This is a genomic window from Collinsella aerofaciens (assembly GCF_015556945.1).
GTDB classification, from domain to species: Bacteria; Actinomycetota; Coriobacteriia; order Coriobacteriales; family Coriobacteriaceae; genus Collinsella; species Collinsella aerofaciens_AO.
The window spans coordinates 1-18041 of sequence record NZ_JADNNH010000005.1 but is presented as its reverse complement, the minus strand read 5'-3'; the positions used below and the strand labels follow the sequence as shown (position 1 = coordinate 18041).

The following is an 18041-nucleotide window of genomic DNA, read 5'->3' as shown; positions in this document are numbered from 1 at the left end:
ATATCTTAGTACTAACAACGCAGATGTAAACCATCTGCCGCTAATCGGTAGCCCCTACTGGGCAAACTGGCTGCAGTAGAGTTCGGCGTAGAAGCCGCCTGCCGCTAGCAGCTCGTCGTGCGTGCCGCGCTCGATAATCCGGCCGTCGCGCATCACCAGGATGCAGTCGGCGTTGCGAATCGTGCTCAGGCGATGCGCCACCACAAAGCTCGTGCGGCCGGCCATGAGCTCGTCGAATGCCGCCTGCACCTGCAGCTCGGTGCGAGTATCGATGCTCGACGTTGCCTCGTCCAGCAGCAGAATCGCCGGGTCGGTGAGCATGACACGCGCGATGCACAGCAGCTGTTTTTGACCCTGGCTAAACGTGCCGCCGTCCTCGCCGATGACTGTATCGTAGCCGCCTGGCAGCTGCACGATAAACTTGTGTGCGTGCGCGCGCTTGGCCGCCTCGATAACCTGCTCGCGCATGGCATCCGGGCAACCGTAAGCGATGTTTTCCGCCACCGTGCCCTCGAACAGCCAAGTGTCCTGCAGCACCATGCCAAAGGCACGGCGAAGGCTTGCGCGCGTGTAGTCACGCGAAGACCTGCCATCGACCATGATGCGTCCGGCATCGATATCGTAAAAGCGCAGCAGCAGGTTGATGAGCGTCGTCTTGCCGCAGCCCGTGGGGCCGACCAGGGCAAAGCGCATGCCGGGCTTAGCCTCGATGCAGATGTCCTGCAGCAGCTTGCGGTCGGGCACGTAGCTAAAGTCCACATGCTCAAAGGTCACCTCACCCTGCGGGGCGGCAAGTTCCACGGCATCCGCCGCATCGGGCTCCTGCTCGCGCGCATCGAGCAGCGCAAACATGCGGCGCGCCGAGGCATACGCCGTCTGGATCTGCGTAATGACGTTGGTGACCTCGTTGAACGGCTTGGTGTACTGGTTGGCATAGGACAGGAAAATCTGCACACCGCCCACCGTAAGCGCCGCGGGCACGCCCGTGATCACGCCCACGCAGCCGATCACAGCGACCACGGCATAGATGATGTTATTGATAAAGCGCGTGCCGGGGTTGGAGAGCGAACCCATAAACTGCGCGCGCTCGCCCGCGGTGTAGAGCTCGGCATTGAGGGCATCGAAGCGTTGCTGAGCGTTCGAGCCATAGGCAAAGGCGTCGACAAGCTTCTGCTCGCCCACGTACTCCTCGATATGGCCGCCAAGCTGACCTTGAATACGCTGCTGCGCCGTAAAGCTCTTGTTGGAGAGTTTGGCGATGGCGCTGGCCGCAAAGATGGAGAGCGGCGTGACGAGCACCACTACGAGCGTCATGGTCAGGTTGATGGAAAGCATAAACGCGAGCGTGCCAACGATGGTAATAACACCGGTGAAGAGCTGCGTGAAGCCCTGCAGCAGACCGTCGCCCACCTGGTCGACGTCGTTGACCACGCGGCTCATAAGGTCGCCGTGGGCATGGCTGTCGATAAAGCTGAGCGGCATGCGGCTGAGCTTGTCGCTCGCCTCCACGCGCATGTCGCGCACCGTCTCGTAGGACAGGCGGTTGACGCAGTAGCCCTGTAGCCACTGGAAGGCCGCAGCACCTACGACGACAATCGCGAGCTTGGTAACGAGCGGCAGCAGTGCGTCAAAGTCCACCTGCCCGGCGGCAACGATCAGGTCGATGCCCTCGCCGATGAGGATGGGCGTGTAGAGCTGCAGAATCACGGAGATGGCGGCGCTCACAAACGACGCAACAAACGAAATGCGATGCGGACGAACGTAGCCCAGCAGGCGGCGGGTCACCGCACCCACGGGATAGCGCTCGGGATCGCCGGGCTGGCGCGGACCGTCGCCCAGGTCGTTGAGGTTATCGTTACCGGACACGTTGGCCGTCATCGTGGCGACCGAACCGGAGGAAGTGTACGGATTCATTTAGCAGCCCTCCTTTGCGCAGACGGATGTGGGGGCGCACACGGCGCCTGGGGCGGACGCGGGTCTTGGGGTGGGCGTGGGCGTCGTGCTCCCCTGCTGGCCCTCGAGCTCCTCGCGTCGCAGCTGCGACTGGCAAATCTCGCGGTAGAGCTGGCAGCTTGCATACAGCTCGTCATGCGTGCCCAGGCCCGCAACCGAGCCGTGGTCGAGTACGCAGATCATGTCGGCGTCGCGCACGGTCGAAACGCGCTGGCTTACGATCACCGTAGTCAGCGGCAGCCCGCCCTCAGCAGCGCCACACACGCTGCGCTCGTGGATGGCATGGCGAAGCGCCGCGTCGGTCTTAAAGTCGAGCGCCGAGGCGGAGTCGTCCATGATCAGGACCTGAGGCGAGCCCACCAGGGCGCGCGCGATGGTCAGGCGCTGGCGTTGGCCACCGCTGAAGTTCTTACCGTCCGCCTCGACCGGGGCATCGAGCCCCTGAGGCTTGTTGCGCACGAACTCGCTCGCCTGCGCCATGTCGAGCGCCGCCCAGAGCCCCTCGTCGGTCGCTGACTCGTCACGCCAGGTCAGGTTACTGCGGATCGTGCCGCTCACCAGCGACGCGCGTTGCGGGACGGTCGCGACCACATGGCGCAGCTGATCGAGCGGCCAGGCGCGCACGTCGGAGCCCATCACGCTCACGCTGCCGGTGCTCGCATCGTACAGGCGCGGGATGAGCGAGACGAGCGTCGACTTACCGCTACCCGTGCCGCCGATAATGCCGAGCGTCTTGCCCAGCGGGAGCTCCAGGGTCACATCGTTGACGGCATTGGCCGCGCCCGCGCCAAACGAAAAGCTCGCATGGCTAAAGCTCAGCGCAGAGACCGGGGCGTCGACGTCCGTCGCGGGTGCCTGGGGCAGTGCGACCGGCTCGTTGTTCTCGTCGGTGATGCTCGGCTCGCAGTTGAGCACCTCGTTGATACGCGAAGCACTCGCGCTCGCCTTGGTAAAGACCACGACCAGGTTGGCGACATACACGATGGAGGTCAGGGTCTGCGTCATGTAGTTGACGAACGCCATGACCTGGCCCTGCGTGAGCTCGCCCACGTTGACCTGGATGCCGCCCACCCACAGGATGGCGCACACGCCCAGGTTCATCACCAAAAACGTGACGGGATTAAGGATTGACGAGAGCTTGCCCACCGCGATGGCGGTATTGGCCTGGTCATCGGCGGCTTGGGCAAAGCGCTCGCGCTCGTGATCTTCGCGTACAAAGGCGCGAACCACGCGGGCGCCCGAAAGCCCCTCGCGGCAAATGAGCGCGATGCGGTCAAGCTTTGCCTGCAGCTGCTTGTAGTACGGAATGCAGCGCGCCATGACAAACCAAAACACCAGGCCAATGGCGGGCGTGCAAATCAAAAAGATCATGCCGAGCTTAAGGTCGATGGCAAGGGCCGCGCACATAGAGCCCACCGCCAAGAAGGGCCAGCGGATGAGCATGCGCACGCCCAGCGCCACGGCAAGCTGCACCTGGTTGACGTCGTTGGTGATGCGGGTGATAAGCGACGGCGTGCCAAAGCGGTCGAGTTCGGCATAGCTCAGTTTGTTGATGTGCTCGTAGAGCGCGCCGCGAATGTCGGTGCCCATGCCCTGCGAGGTCAGCGCCGCCATCTTTTGGCAGACAAGCGTAAACGAGATGCCGATCACAGCCATGGCGCCAAGTACCATGCCGTAGTGGATAACGGCGTTGACATCGTGTGCGCCAATACCCTTATCGATCATCTGGGCAATCACCAGCGGCGTCAGCAGATCAAAAATCACTTCGATCAGCTTGCACGCTGGGCCGATCACCATATACCGGCGAAACTTACCACCAAAACGCCCGAGCAGCTCAATCATGTATAGGCGCTCCCTATCATCATCCACATTCAATTCGAACCATGATAGTACGGTAAGCCCAAAAGAAGCGTAAACAACTCGTCATTTCTAATGGGATTCGGTTTCCAAAGAAGCGGAGAGGCGCGCACCCAGCCAGTGTCGGGTCGACCACTTGGTATACTTGCATTAGTGCTACCAAGTTAGTCGCCGACCCTTGAAATGAGGTGCCGAGATGAACGACATTCTCGCAAGAAGAGCAAGACGAGCAACTGCGGGCATCGCCCTTTCCGCGGCACTTGTCGCGGGAATCGCCCCCGCAACGGCGATAGCGGCAGAAACCAGCTCCCCCACCGCTGCAGTTGCCTTGCAGACGGAAGATGCGGCCGCCGCAAAAGAAAAAGCGTATGCAGCCATGCAGGAAGCGCTCAAAAACCTCGAGGCCGCAAAAGACGCCGCAAGTCCCGAGAAACTTGCGGAAATCGATGATGACATTGCCGCTTCTCAAGAGCTCTACGACAAGATGATGGCGGAAGCCGCCAAATCTAGTGAACCCCTTCCCGCCATGCGAGCGAACGTCGCTGCAGCCCAAGCCGATTACGACAAGGCCAGCAACCGGGTAAGCGAGCTTAAAGCAAAAGTAGAAAAGGCGCTCGCCGACAGGGATTACGAAACTGTTTTGCAGTTGCGTATGGAGGTCAAAATGGCGGATTCGGAAAGAGAATCTTGTGGATATAAGCTTGACCACCACCGACGTACGCTCGAAAGTCAGGAAGAGCAGGTTAAGATTTTCGAAGATGGAGCGGAGAAAGCAAAGGCCAACATCGACGCATGCACAGCCAAGCGAAATGCGCTCCTCAGCGATTTGAATAAGGCGCAAGCGGCCTATGACGACGCCTGCAAGGCATACGAAGAGGCAAAAGCCGCGGCAGACAAGGCCACCTCGCCCGAGGTAACGCAACCGACCGAGACAACGCCTCCCTCCGGCTCGACGCAACCGGCCGAGACGACACAGCCCGCCAGCTCACCCTCGACCGGCAAAGACACCCTACCAAGCTCCACCAAGCAGGCGAACTCGAGCAGCGGCAAGCAAGCAAATACGACCACCGGCAAGCTCGCAAACACAGGCGACACAGCGCCGAGCGCAATCGCACTCGCAGCAGTCGCCGCCGCAGGCCTCGGAATAACCGCCACAGCCACACGCCGCCTCAAAAACTCAAAATAGCCGCCAGAGCATACTACCTTCGCCAATCCACAAACCCAGAGACAAAAAGAGGCTCGTTTCCCCAACCTAGGGAAACGAGCCTCTTTACTTGTAAAAACAGATGGTAATGCCGCCGTCTCTTGAACCACGTAGCCGCCGCGCTCCAGACAACGCCAACGAGCAGCAAAAGACACGGGATTAAATTATTCAGATAAATGTGACCCTTCAGGTGGTTTTGGTCGGCTACCCGCGAGTGCCGGCAGGGCGCTTGGTAGTCGAGCGATCCCGCAGGCAAAGCCGAGGACCAGCGAGACACCAAACACTTCGCCGCCTCCTGGACCGCGTAGCCATCGATGTTTTGGCAAAGCCAGCGAGCGCCACCCAGAGCGAACAAGTTGGCATGAAAAAGGCAAGGCATAGACCTTCTGGTCATGCCTTGCCTTTTGAATGACAAATTGTCGCTCTGGGTGGCGCGCAGCGTCGAGCATTGCGCGGTTTGGTAAAACCGCGCAAAAAGAAAGCCCGTGCGCTCGATGGATTCGGATGCCCGACAGAGGCTCCTTATGGCTGCTTCCTTCCGGACCTGACCAGATTCGGAACATGTCGTCATCCGAACCCATCGAACGCGCTAGGCGCTCGGTATATCTTACCTGCTCCCGTCCAGCAGGGCAAGTGGGGCGAACCCATCGGATGGATTCGCCCCACTCGTGCATATCGCTAGCGGCGCCTGCGGTACAGGACCGCGCCGCCCGCGACAGCCAGCGCGCCGATGCCAGCCATGGCGCCGAGCACCTCGACCGGCAGGCTGCGGTCGCCGGTGTCGGGCATACCGCCCTTGGAGCCGTCGCCGCCGGAGCCGCTGCCGGAGCCGTTATCTGAACCGCCACCCGAGCCGCCGCCCGGCGTGCCGGGGTTCTCGGGGGTGCCGGGGGTCCCGGGCTCCTCGGCGTAGCTGTTGGTGAAGACTGGCGGCACGTTGGCGTCGCCCTCGTAGGAGACCCTCGCCGACAGATAGCCCGTCTTGGTGCCGTCGGCCGCCTCGTCGCTCACCGTGACGACGATCTTGCGCACCGCCTTGTCGTAGGTCACGTGCGCCTGGCCGTCGTCGACCTCGCTCACCGTGAAGGTGTAGGTGCCGGCCTGCTTGAACGTCAGCGCGTCGAACGTGACGCTGCCGTCCGCGGCGTTCTTGGCGGTCGACATGACCTTGCCGTCCCGGCTCTTGAGCTCAAAGCCAAACTGGCCCGCCTTGAGCTCGGCGCCCTTGAGCACCTTGGCGGCGCCCAGCTTGAGGGTGACGGGTGCGGCCTTGTAGCCGTTGGTGAAGGTCACCGAGGTGTCGTTCGTGGCATTGCCCTCGGCATCCATGAGCTCGTGCTTGACGGCGAGCGTGCCGTTACCGGCGTCGACAACCGTCGTGCGCACGCGGTACGTCGCCCTGTCGTATGTCACGCCGCCCGCCGTGCCGGCGACCTCGCGCAGCTCATAGCTGTGCGTGCCGGGCGCGGTGTAGGTGACGGGGCTGAGAGCGACCGTGCCGTCGGCGGCGTTCTTGCCCGTTGCCGCGACGCTCTCACTGCCGTCGGCGGCAATCTCGACCAGCTGGAACTCGAACTCGCCCTCGGCCAGGTCACGGCCCTTGAGCTTCTTGTTCACCTTGATCTGGTCGGTGACGGAGCTCGGCGTCGGGTTCACGACGTAGGTGTTGGTGAACTCGAACGCGCCCTTGCCCTCGGGCGTGCCCTCTGCGGGCAGGATCTCCGCGGCGAGCGTGCCCGCGTTGGTGTCCTCGACCACCTTGACCGCGAAGGTCCTAGCCGCCGTCGCGTCGTTGACCACGCCGTCGACCGAGCCGGACTCGCTCACCCGGTAGGCGAACGTCTTGATGCGCAGGCCGTCGCCGTCGATCTCGACGTCATCGAGGTCGCTCGGCTGCTTGAACGTGACGTGGCCCAGCTCGACGTTGCCGGCGGCGTCGTTGGTCGCCTCGGTTACCGTCTTGCCGGAGGCGTCGACCGGCGCGGGCGCGCCGTCCAGCGGCTCAATCTTAAAGGTGTACTTGCCCTCGATGTCGGCCTGCGTGAGGCCGAGTCCGGCCTGGCCGAACGCCAGCGTCTTGGTACCCGCGAGGTCGACTGTCGCCTCGTTGGTGCCGTAGCCGTTCACGAACGACAGCGTGCCACCGGAGCCCTCGGGGTAGACCACGGCCACATCCAGCCCGCCCTTGCCGTCATCGGTCACCTTGACCGTGATGTCGAAGCTCGAGGCGGTCGCCGTCACGCCCGCGGGCAGCCGGTCCGTGCCGTCCTCGGATACGGTATAGGGAATGGCCCATGAGCCGTCGGCGGCCCTGGTGGCGGTGCCGTCCGCCACCATCTGCTCGAGAGCGTCGGTGGTGTAGGCGATGGGCGAGAACGCAAGTCCCGCTGCCTCGCCGTCACCGGAGGCCTGGTTGGTCGCGGTCGCGACCACGTTGCCCTGGGCATCGCGTACGGAGAACGAGAACTCGTCCGCCGCCGCGGCGCGACCCGTCAGCGTCTTGGTGGCGTTAATTGCCACGTTGCCCTCGCCGCCGAGCACGCCGGTGGCCTCGTAGGAGTTCTGGAACGCGACCGTCACGGGCGCGGGCGTCTCCGTGGCGTCATCTGCCGTGGAGACCTCGCTGCGGGCGACCTCGAAACCGTCCTTGGCAACCGTGGTCGTGACCGTGAGCTTGCCCATCGCGGCATCGTAGCCGGGCGCGATGGTCACCGTGCGTGGCGCGGTGTCGTTGGTGTAGCCCTCGCCGCCGAGCTTGGTCTCGGTGACGGTGAAGCTGTAGGTCTTGCCCGCGTCGGCGTCGGTGAACTTCACGTCGCTCTTCGCGGCACCGCCGATGAGGTCGACCAGGTCGGCCTTCCCATCGTCAGCCGCGGCCACGGCGTAGGCGTCCTTGTCGGTCTTGAGGCCGAGCTTGGCGGCCGTCTCGGCGTCCGCGGTCACGGTGAAGGCGAACTGCCCCGCCTCCATGGCACGGCCGAAGAGCGTCTTGGACAGGCGCACGCCCGCGCGGGCCGAGTAGTCGAGCTCGGTCGTGTAGGTGTTGACGAAGTCGACGCCGCTCACCTCCGCGATCGCGGGCGTCGTGGCCGTGAGGTTGCCGGAGCCGTCGTCGGTCACGGTCACCGTCATCGTGGCGGCGTGGCCGTCGTAGGCCACGCCGGCGATGGCAGAGCCGTCATCGGGCCTGACCTCGCGCACCGTGTAGGTGAAGGTCTTGGCGCGCACGCGCTTGCCACCGACCTCGGCGAACTCGGCATCCTTGATGTCATCGAGCGTGTAGCGGATGGAACCGAAGTCGAAGGCGACCCTATCGCCCGCCTTGGTGCCGGCGGCCGTCACACTGACGGTCTTGGAGCCGTCGGCAGATCCCTCGGGCATGGGCGCGCCGTCCTTGCCCGCGAGCGCGAACTGGAAGCTGTCGCCCTCCGCCCAGTCGCGACCCTTGAGCGTCTTGGTGAAGAGCCCCGCGGTGGAGACGTCTCTGCCCTCGGTGGCCGTTCCGTACGTGTTGGTGAACGCGACGGTCGCGCCGTCCTCGGTCACGGCGCCTTCGGCCTTGGAGCCGTCAGCCCCGTTGGCCGTGGTCGTGTAGCCCTCGGCGGCATCCTCGGTCACGGTGTAGTGCGCGCCCACGGGCAGGCCGGCGACGGTCTTCTCCCCGCCGTCCTTAAGCGTGAAGGTCGCCTTGCCATCCGCGAACGTCACGGCGTGCTCACCCTTGCCGAAGGTGCCGGAGACGGGCTCGCCGTCCCCGTCGGTCAGCGCGACCGTGAAGCCGAACTCGCGCTGATTGTCGCCGCCGACGACTGTCTTCTTGACGATGAGGCTGCCGGTCTTGGCGGTGTTGGTAAAGACCGCCGCCTCGACCGTGCGTTCAACAGCGTCACCCGCATCGTCGGTCAGCTGTGCAACCTTGGTCTTGGCAGACAGCTTACCGGCGCCATCGTCGGTCACCGTGACGGTGGCACGATAGGTGGCCTTCGAGAACGTGAGTGCCGTCTCGTCACCCGACTGCTCGGTAATCATATAGGTATAGGTACCGGGCTTGGTGTACTCGATAGCACCGAAGTTGCCGACCTGGGCATCCTTGTGCAACTCAATCGTCGACACGCCCTCCTTGGCGCCCTTGGGCATGGGTGCCTCACCCTGGGCAGTCAGCATCATGGTAAAGGCATCCGATGTTATCCAGTTGCGTCCGGAGATCTTCTTTTGCACCTTAAAAGCGTTTTTCACCTTCGTGGACTCCACGCTATAGACATTGGTGAAGCCTGCCTGCGTTGTCTGTCCGACGGTGCCCTTCTTGGTGTTCGCCTTGTCGGCAATTGCAAATCCGTCCTCACTCGTCATGAGATCGCCCTTGGAGTCAAGCTCCTGCACCTCGTAACGAGCACCCACGGGCACGGTAACCGTCACGGAGCCGCCGGCCTTAAGCTCGATGGTATCCCCGCTCTTGATCTGTCCGCTTACATAGGTGCCGTTGGTGCCGCTGAGGCGACCGGCGAACGCAAAGGTGCCGGCCAGAGGCGTTGTGCCATCGGCCTGGTAGAGCAGCACCTTAAAGGTAAATGCCTTGTTGGGCGCAGTGATGCCTTCGGCGGCCGTGACCGTCTTGCTCAACGTCAGGCGCCCGTCAGACACCTCGTCGGTAGTGGTGTTGGTCTTGACGGCAGGGTTGTTGCCGACCGCCACCGACGCCTGGTTGGAAATGTCGCCCGAAGCGCCACCGCTCTTAAACGCGTTCTCGGTCACGCGAACCTTAAACTGAACCGTGCCCTCCTTGCCTGCGGGAACGTCCTTCAACGTCCAGGTAAGGCTGCCGTCATTGTCCTTGGAGGCGGCATCCTTATGGTCGCCGGCGAACTCTACGAACTCGGTTCCCGCGGGGACGGCATCGGTGATCTTCACCGTGGCAGACGCGCCCTCGGTGCTCTTGTAGCCGATGGTGTAGGTGAGCTCATCGCCCAGCTTAATGCCCAAGCCACTCGAATCCTGAGCATCACTCTCGGACTTCTTGGGCACGTAGTTGGTCGTGGTGCCGGTATAGCTCTTGTTGCCAACCGTAATAGTGGCGGCGTTTTTGACGGTGCCGACAGCGCCCTGGGCATCCTCCACGGCGTCCTCGGTAATCTTGACGCGCACGCGCACCGAACCGTGGCTGCCCGCGGGTTGCTTACCCAGGTCCCAAGTAAGCGACTGTCCGCTCGCGGCGCCCTTATCGGCACACTCGCCCTCAAAGGCCTCGAACACAACGCCGGCAGGAAGCTTGTCGGTCACGGTCACGTTGGCCGGAACCAAGTTGCCATTGGCATCGGCCTCGGTGTTGACCCAGTTAATGGTGTAGACGTAGGAGTCGCCCACGGAGAGCAACTGCCCGTCGATGTCCACATTGGGCTTCGCAACCGTGCCGATCGTCTTGACCTTATCGCGTGTGTTGTGAAAGACGATCTTGCCGTTCTCGGTACCATTGCGATAGGTCACCTTGGACGTAAGCTTGCCGTTGTTGTTATCGGTCACCTCGAGCAGCACGCGGCACGTCGCGGACGTGTCCACGGGACGCACGCCCTCGGGCAGGTTGGCCAAGCGCTCTTTTGCCACCAGGTTAAAGCTGTAGGTAGTGGTGTGGTCGGCATTGTGTTGCTTGGTGGCAACACCATCCTTCACAGCGCCAGCAAGGTCAATCGTCAGCTCATGGGATCCGCCGAGAGCGCCGCCAAGCTTAAAGTTAACCTTGCCGAAGTCGACCGTGGCGATACCGTTATCGCTCGCCTGGGTCTTACCCTCATCCATCTTTTCGAGCGAGCCATCGGTCTTCTCGGCATACAGGTCAAACGTATACTGACCCGCCTCAATCTTGTCGCCGGAGTCCATTACCTTCTCGGCAGCAAGACCGTCGAATGTTCCGGTCGCGATGTAGCTGTTGGTAAAGGACACCTGGGCCTTGGCGGTACCGCTCTCGGAGCTAAAGGTATTCGCATCGCGGGGCTCTTCAACGTCGTTGGCGTCATAGTGCTTGACCGTGGTCACGGTATAGAGCGAACCGTTATCGCGCTTCTTAACCGCAATCTCTACCTTCCAATAGGTGGAGTCGTATGTATAGCCGCCCCTACCGCCGCCATTCTCGACAATCTTGTAGGCAAACGTCTTGTCCGCATCGCCCGTCGCGAAGGTCAGGCCGCCCAAAATACCGGTGTGGGACGTGCCATCGGCCTGCGGTTCATCGTTCGTAACGGTGAGCTTACCCTCATCCGCGCGCAGCAGCTTGTTGAGCTTTTCGATTGAAGCATCGTCTTCGCCCGTCACCGTAAAGCCAAACATGCCGGCATGCAGATCGTGCCCGTTAAGCGTCTTGACGATCTCCAAACCGCCCTGGAGCTCGTAGCTCGTTGAAGTTTGGTAACTATTGGTAAAGATGAAGCCTTCCGAGCCGGTCGTGCCATCGGCACGCGCTACAAGTTTGCCGCCCTCATCGGTTACGGTGACCGTCACGGTATAGACGTGCTGGTCATACTTCCACTCGCCAAGACCGCTGTTCGCAGCCACCTCGTTAATAGCGAACTTATACGTGCCCGGCTTGTTGAAGGTGAGCTTTGAGAAGCCGACCTGATAGTGCTCCCCGTCCTTGAGGCCCTCCTTCGTTTGCTTCTTCTCAGCGTAGCCGTTCTCCGCACTCATCGAAGAGCCGGTGATGAGCTTGCCGTCGATAGCAGCCTTGGTGACATCATCGGCCGCGGTCATGGCAAAGGTAAACTTGTCCGGAGCATTGGCACCGGCAACCACCTTGGTCACGGACGGAGTATAGGTTGCTGCCTCGGCGACCGTATAGGTGTTCTTGAATTTGACCGTCGCGACACCGGTAGACGTCGCATCCGACGGGTAGATCCACTGGCCCTCGAGCTCGTCCTTGCCATCGACCTGCTTGCTTACCGATGTCGTGACCCTAAGCGTGCCGTCGCCGTTATCCGCTACGACGGCCCTAACCGTATGGACCGTCTCGTCGTACGTATAGCCCGTCGCTTTGTCGTCAATCTCGCTCACCGTATAGGTGAACGTCTTGCCGGCATCATCCTGAGTGAAGGTCAGCCCGCCCGCAGGTACCAAACTTACGGTCTTGGGAGCGTTGGCCTCGACATTTGCGGTCTCAAAGACCTTGCCATTCGTGGAAATGCCAACCTTGCTGGCAGACGTCTCGTCAGCAGGCTTGACGATATAACGGAACGTGCTCTTAGGCGAGCCAAAAATGGTCGCGTCCTTGGGATACGTCAACGTCTTCTCGATCTGCAAACCGCCATTGGCGCCATAGTCGAGACTTGCCGTGTAACGGTTCACAAACGAGACAGCAGGCGTCGTGGCGCCGGTCTCACTTGCATCGTACTGCTGCACGTAAGTATGCGAATCTTGCTTGAGCTCGACGATCTTTTCGTCCGTCAGCGCGCTCGCGTCGGCGCCGTCGCCCAGCAGCTCCGTCACACCCGCACCCTTGAGCACGGTCGTCACGGTGTAGAGCTTAGCGGGGTCGTCCTTGCGTGCTAGAACCTTGACGAGCACGATAGCGTCACCAGTGTAGCCGGTGTCATAGGCGTAGCCGGCAGCCGCAGGCTGATTCTCGCGGATGCGATAGGCAAACGTATGGCCCAGATCCTGCTCCGTGAGCGTACGAGCAAAGAGCTTCTCTTGCCCGCTTGCGCCCACCACGGCACCGGACACGCCGGCCCCCGCAGCCTTATTGGACAGGCTAGCATCGGCGCCGTCGACCGACGTCTGAACGCCGTTGTACCAAAGGCCCGTCACGGCAAAGGTAAACTGGCCCGCGGCAGAAGCGCGACCCTCAAGGGTCTTGCTGACCGTCACGCCATCAAAGGTGCCCGACGCATGGTATGCGTTGGTAAAGGCGGCCTTGTCAGTTACGGCCTTGTCCGCATCGGAGGCGCCGGTGTTGGCGTAGGTCACGCTCGACACGCGCAGCTTGCCCGTGTGGTTGCCCGACTCGTCCAGATCGGTCACCACGACGGTCGCACGTGCGGTGTACTTGTCCATAGACATGCCCGCCTGGCCATCCTGTGCGGCGTTCTCGGTGATATTGAAGCTAAAGGTGCCCGCGCGGTTGAACGTCACGGTCGGGGCGGCTTCGGTGCCAAAGGAGAACGAGGCCACGCGTCCCGACTCGGGCGCGGCGGCAGTAGCCTGACTGGCGTTAATGGCAACAGCCCCATCCGTTACTGCCTTTGCGGTGGTCTTACCCAGACCAGTTGCGCTGGCATCGTCCGTAGCGGCGGTAAGGTTAAAGGTATAGGTCTCGCCCTGGTTCCAATCGCGACCGCTCACGGTCTTTTGGCCCTGCAGGGTCACGCTCATGGGCTCCACGCTATATATATTGGTAAAGGAAGGCGTAACGTTCGTGTCCAGCTGCTTTACCGAGCCGTCCTTTACAACCTTGTAGTACTCGATCGAAGTCTGGATGCCGGCGCCCTTCTTGGCGTTGCGCACCACGGCGTAATAGACCGACTTGTCGTAGTCCATGCCCTTCTTAATGCTACCGAGATTCTCAGCGAACTTGTACACGTAGGCGCGTCCCGCATCAGCCTTGGCGGTATAGGAGATTGCCGGCCATGTCACCGTACCGTCGGCGTTATTGCCCACGGTCGCGGTGTCGCCCTCGGCGCCCTGAGGCATGGGGGCCTTGATGCTCTTGTCGACCTTATCGGGATCGAACGCTGCATTGTCGTCCGCATAGCCGCCCACACGCTTGAGCTCAAAGCTAAAGGCGTTCTGGGAAAGCGGGAAACTCCCGGCGTTGTCGGTTAGGCTCTTTTGAGCATGGATGGTGATGTTCCCCTCATGCTCGTCGTAGCGGTTGGTGAAGATCGCGTCGGCAACCTCTGTCTTGGTGTCGTCGCCCGCGTCGTTGCGCTCCTGCGTCATCTTCACGCTCTCAACGACAAGAGCACCAGCTTGGTTGTCCTCCACCACGACCTCCGCTTTATAGCGGGCGGCGGAGTAGCTTATGCCGTCTGCCCCGGCATCGGAACCGGGGATAACCTCCGAGATGGTATAGGTGTACGTGCCGGGCTTGGTATAGGTGATTTCGCCAAACGTTGCCGTCTTATAGGTGATGTCGCCAACCGTTTGCGTCTGGGAATTCTTGGTAAGCTCGACCGTCGACACCTTGCTCTTGGCGCCATTGGGCATGGGGACGCCGTCGTCGGCTGTAAGCTGCACGGTAAAGGAATCGCCATCGGCCCAATCGCGACCCTCGAGCATCTTCTTGGCGCTTAGGCCATTCTTTACGGGGCTGACACTGTATTTGTTGATGAACTCGAGCGTGTTGCTCGCGGGAATCTTTCCGTCCACGAGCGCGACGATCTTGCCCGTGATGGTGTTACCGGTTCCGGACTGCTCCTCGCCGCCGGCCTTGCGGCTCACGAGGCTAAAGCCAGCCGGAAGCACCGACTCGCCGGCAGAGCCGGTCACAGTGTTAACGATGCTCGCCAGCACATTGCCACTGGACTCCTCGCCCTTGGTGGTGAGCTCGCTCACGCTGTAGCTGTCGTCCTTCTTAAGGTCGTAAACGCGAATGGTCTCGCCGGCCTTGATGAAATGGGTGTCGCCGTTCTTAAGCGTAAAGGAGTTGCCCACGGCCTTGCCGCTTGCATCGAATACGTGCGCCTCGTAACCCTTCTGGGACTCCGGCAGGGTGAACTTAAACGTAAACGTCAGATCGTTGTTGTTCGCATCCTTGGTGGGCGCGGTAAGGCCACTGTCCGCCGTCACGGTCTTAGTCACTTGCAGGCGTGCCACGCGACGATCGGTATACTGCACGGCCGTTGCCGTGGTAAAGAGATGATTGAGCTGAAGCGTGCCCAGATCGGTGCCATTGGTGGCATCATCGTCTTGATAAAGAGCCATGCGGTTTACGCCCGTATCGGCAAAGATCGTCGCCAGCTGACCGTCGCGATCGCCACCATCCTCGACATAACGCAGAACGGTCTTGGCGCCCTGCGTCGCCTTGTCGTAGCGCATGTGCATCAAGTCGTCCGCCAGAGAAGGCGTCACGCCCTTGGCAGTGCTCGTCTGGCCCCACGTCAGGTTACCCTTGACATCTGCACCAGTCGCGCTCTGCAGCTTGCCCTTGATGTGTGTCAGCGTATTATCGATCGAGTCGGGAGAGCCAAACTGCGCTAGGGAAGCAATCAGCGAACCCGGGCCGCTCATGCTGCGCACACCGTCGTCTTCCTTGCCGGCATCCACATACACACCCGAATCGTCCACGATTACCTTGGTGATGGTGTTGTTAATCTCATGGCCATCTGGACTTACAGACTCACGCAGGTAGTACGTACCCTTGATAAGGGGTGCATGCTTTGTCGAATCGAGTGGGAAGCATGCAGCACCCTCAATGTCATACGGATAGGTCATGCCGTTTGCCTGCACGGTGTCATACGGCGTGGCGCCGGCTTCAATGGCATACGTGCTGGGGCTATCGCCGGTAACGTCCTTGGCCTGGTACAGCTCAAACGTCGCGCCGTTCACGGGCTTGCCCAGGTCGTCAACCTTCTGCACAAACAGACGATTCTGGACGTTGGTGAGGTGAATCACCGTAGAGAACTGCCTGTTTATCGTTTGATATTGGACCATAGAGGTGTTGTCGATGGTTGCCTCCGCCAGAGACGATGCTGTGGTGTGATACACCGCCACGGTATATTCGGACTGGGACTTGTCCGTCATCATGGCGGCGTACTTCTCGATATCGCCGGGCAGCGACCTGACCGTTACCTCGTAGTCGCCCTTGGTGTTGACGCCAAAGACGCTCGTATCTGCCGATTTGGCAGCCTCGACCGCACCGGCAATGCCATGCGCAGAGCATAGCTTGTAGCCCTCGAGCGGATTGCCCGTGACCGCCGTCCATGCGCTTTCGTCCGTGTCACTCTTGCTCTTATCGGTGCGCTTGAGCACGACAGCAAAGGTCGTACCCGAGCTAATGGGTTTGTCCTTATTGTCTTTTGTTTCTTTGCTAAGGGAAATGGTCTCCTTAGCGGCCAGATAGCCGCCGTTCAGCCACATGCGGCTGCCCGTCCATGACTTGTCGTCGGCTGTTGTAACCGTTGTCTGCGGTGCAACCACCGCGCCACCCGTGCCACTTGCCGCGGCCTTGTACTGCAGGTGCAGCTCACCTGGCGTTGCAGTGGTCGATGAGGTCAGGCTCGAGCGGTATCCCTTGGGCAGGTTAACCTCTTTGAGTACAAAGTAGTCGTTTTTATTGGCGTGCTCTTCGTCGAAGGAGAGAACGGAACCGTCCGGCTTCAGAAGCACCAGCTGGCCATTGGCGTCCGTCGTGCCCTGAGCGATGGCCTCATCCTGCGCGTTCCAGTTGGCATCTGACTGATACAGAGCAAACTCGGCACCCTGGACTGCCTCGCCGTTCTGGTCGACCTTCGCGACCTCGGACGACGGCAGGGTGGTGAGGTTGAACTTAAGCGACATGTTCGATGCGCCCGCGCCACGCTCCAGATAGAAGAAGCTCAGCGTGTGCTTGGAGCTGTCGAGGAAGGTGTTGCCGGAGAATCTTCTGTTTGAAGTATCTGCGCCGGCAGCTTGGAACATCGCCTTAATGGTGGTGTCTTGAATTGTCTTTTCGGGATCATTTGCATTGTCGACATGACCGACATGCACGCCACCGGTGGCGAAGTTGATCTTGAGCGTCGCCTTCTCATGGATGCCACCCAGATCGCCCACGAGTACGCCATCGATGTACACCCAGACGTCATCGTCGCCCGAGAACTCAAAGATCATATCTTTGTTACCGGTGGTCTTGCCGCTCGCAGGCTGGACAAACTCCGTGGTCACGGACATTCCAAAGTGATGGTTGAGGTTCGTGCTTCCATCAATGATCTGCTTAGGGGAGAGGCTGTTGCCCTTCTCATCAAAAACCTTGTCAGCCGAGTCGAAGGGGAAGAACTGGCCCAGATTTGCATCTGATACGCCGCCCTTATATACGCCCGCCTTATCGTAGACGTTAAAGGAGTTGGTCGTGGGGTTATACACGGCATAGTTACCATAGTTACCGTCAGAGCCGTACGAGTCGTAGACGTAATAGCCATCTTTGAGCTGGAAAAGGCCTTGCACGTTGTTGTAAACGGCCTTGCCATTCTGCTTGCCGTTGGCCTGACTGTCGTTGTTAAAGAGATAGGCCAGCGACTCATCGGTGCAATCGCCTTTCGTGCCGTATGAGGCATAGGTGCCAGCCTTGATCTCGGGATAGCCATTCACCAGCGTGTTCTTCACAAATGGAAGACGTCCAAAGCCGTCAATGCCGCTTCTTCCCGTCCATTTATTAATACCCGATCCAGCACCGCCATTGAACTTGAGCTGGTGACCTTTGTTGATGCCGGTGTTGTCATTGCCATTTTTGTTGTTTATGTTGACGGACTTATCATTGTCGCCGTTCACGACCCAATAGTCGAACAAATTGACCGTAGTGCCGGTGGGATTCACCGTCTGCACGGTGTGGTTGCTAAAGGGAACCGCTTGATCGGCCGACGCACTCGTCGCGCCAAACAAGAGCGCACACGCCGCCAGCGGGACGGCCAAAACCCTAAGGACACGCTTTGCGGTATTGGTTTTCTTGCCAAAAGGCTTTAGCATTTCTCGAGCTCTCGCACACACGCGATTCATGAAGGCCCTCCCCAAATCCATGAGGACGGCAAGAAGCAGCTCGCTATATATGTGTGTCGTCCCCATCGATGCAAATATACGCCCCCCCCGCGCAGAAACGCAAGGCAGGACATCGCTGCATGCTTAAAATTGTAGCAATTTGGGTGACCCGAAATTTCGCCTCGGGTTGCCACTCGGTCGTCAAATCGAACCATTCGCGCCATCGACATACCCCAGTAGGACAAATCGACCGGCAATCTTTATCCCCCACAACCCACAAAGTAGCTAATTTGGGACGTGTCTCTATAGTTTTGTCAACCGCGTGCTTCGCGCCATTTCGGCATGACGCATCCGGGCGCCTGGCGCCCCCGCTTGG

At 60.7% G+C, this 18041-nt stretch carries 4 protein-coding genes and 1 other RNA gene; 1 reads left to right on the top strand and 4 read right to left on the bottom strand.

Annotation, left to right across the window (positions count from 1 at the left end):
* Positions 1–54 precede the first annotated feature (54 nt).
* Both I2F59_RS02395 and I2F59_RS02390 read right to left on the bottom strand, forming a co-directional pair.
* Positions 55–1914: an ABC transporter ATP-binding protein gene (locus I2F59_RS02395; RefSeq protein WP_195503126.1), complete on the bottom strand. Its 1860-nt coding sequence runs from the start codon at positions 1912–1914 to the stop codon at positions 55–57.
* Positions 1915–3795 carry an ABC transporter ATP-binding protein gene (locus tag I2F59_RS02390; protein WP_229065289.1) on the bottom strand — a complete coding sequence of 627 codons (1881 nt, stop codon included), beginning with the start codon at positions 3793–3795 and terminating at the stop codon, positions 1915–1917. It lies immediately after the preceding gene.
* 211 nt (positions 3796–4006) lie between these two features.
* Between I2F59_RS02390 and I2F59_RS02385 the strand changes: the two genes are divergently transcribed.
* Positions 4007–4996, top strand: a complete 990-nt coding sequence (locus I2F59_RS02385; protein ID WP_195503125.1) for a hypothetical protein — start codon at positions 4007–4009, stop codon at positions 4994–4996.
* Between the two features lie 506 nt (positions 4997–5502).
* Here the strand turns inward: I2F59_RS02385 and ffs are convergent.
* Positions 5503–5598, bottom strand: an RNA gene (ffs, locus tag I2F59_RS02380) — signal recognition particle sRNA small type.
* A 94-nt stretch (positions 5599–5692) separates the two neighbouring features.
* The gene (locus I2F59_RS02375) at positions 5693–17656 is read right to left on the bottom strand and encodes a Spy0128 family protein (RefSeq protein WP_195503124.1); all 11964 of its coding nucleotides are present in this window, start codon (positions 17654–17656) and stop codon (positions 5693–5695) included.
* Positions 17657–18041: the final 385 nt, after the last annotated feature.

Coding starts and splice junctions, on each gene's coding strand:
- I2F59_RS02395 (WP_195503126.1), bottom strand. CDS start 1,914: ATGAATCCGTACACTTCCTCCGGTTCGGTCGCCACGATGACGGCCAAC.
- I2F59_RS02385 (WP_195503125.1), top strand. CDS start 4,007: ATGAACGACATTCTCGCAAGAAGAGCAAGACGAGCAACTGCGGGCATC.
- I2F59_RS02375 (WP_195503124.1), bottom strand. CDS start 17,656: ATGCTAAAGCCTTTTGGCAAGAAAACCAATACCGCAAAGCGTGTCCTT.
- I2F59_RS02390 (WP_229065289.1), bottom strand. CDS start 3,795: ATGATTGAGCTGCTCGGGCGTTTTGGTGGTAAGTTTCGCCGGTATATG.